Source organism: Flavobacterium sp. GCM10022190 (genome assembly GCF_042656445.1).
Lineage (GTDB): Bacteria > Bacteroidota > Bacteroidia > Flavobacteriales > Flavobacteriaceae > Flavobacterium > Flavobacterium nitratireducens.
Map to the genome: position 1 here is coordinate 1 of NZ_JBHSOQ010000015.1, position 659 is coordinate 659.

Annotated in this window: 1 rRNA gene; it reads right to left on the reverse strand. The window is 35.2% G+C overall.

Features of this window, described 5'->3' with window-relative positions:
- Positions 1 to 118 (reverse strand): 16S ribosomal RNA (locus ACFPTQ_RS16055); the annotation flags it as partial.
- Between the last annotated feature and the right edge of the window lie 541 nt (positions 119 to 659).

The window sequence follows — 659 nt, forward strand, 5'->3', positions numbered from 1 at the left end:
CATACGCGTTACGCACCCGTGCGCCGGTCTCTAGGTCCGAAAACCTATACCCCTCGACTTGCATGTGTTAAGCCTGCCGCTAGCGTTCATCCTGAGCCAGGATCAAACTCTTCATCGTATATTGTTTGAACTTATAAAAGTTCCTGTTTTATATTGACTCCAAGTTACTATCGGTTTATTCAAATCTCGCGATTCTATTACTCTTATTTTATTTGTCCCGTTTTTAAAACGAGACGGCTGTCAATTCAATATGTCTAGGAACGTGTCTTTTTGTTTTTAAACTGAATTTATTTCAGTTTCTCACTTATCTCTCAAAGCGGCTGCAAAACTACAACTTATTTCTTTACTCGCAAGAAAAATTTAAAGTTTTTTTTCGATTTATTTACCGAAGCTTAACTCCTCTTCTCTTGCCAATATTTCAAATAACTTTCACTGTTTTGCGGGGTGCAAATGTAAATCGCTTTTTCAAATCTCACAAGCATTTTTGAAACTTTTTTTCAAACTTTCGTCCGAATCATTCTTCTTAGCCTGCCAGTATTTAATAGAACGTTTTCGCTGTTGCGGGTGCAAAAGTAGAACCTTTATTCGATTAAACAAGACCTTTTCAAAACTATTTTTTGTTTATTTTTTAATCAACTGATAACATGTGTTTTAATTTT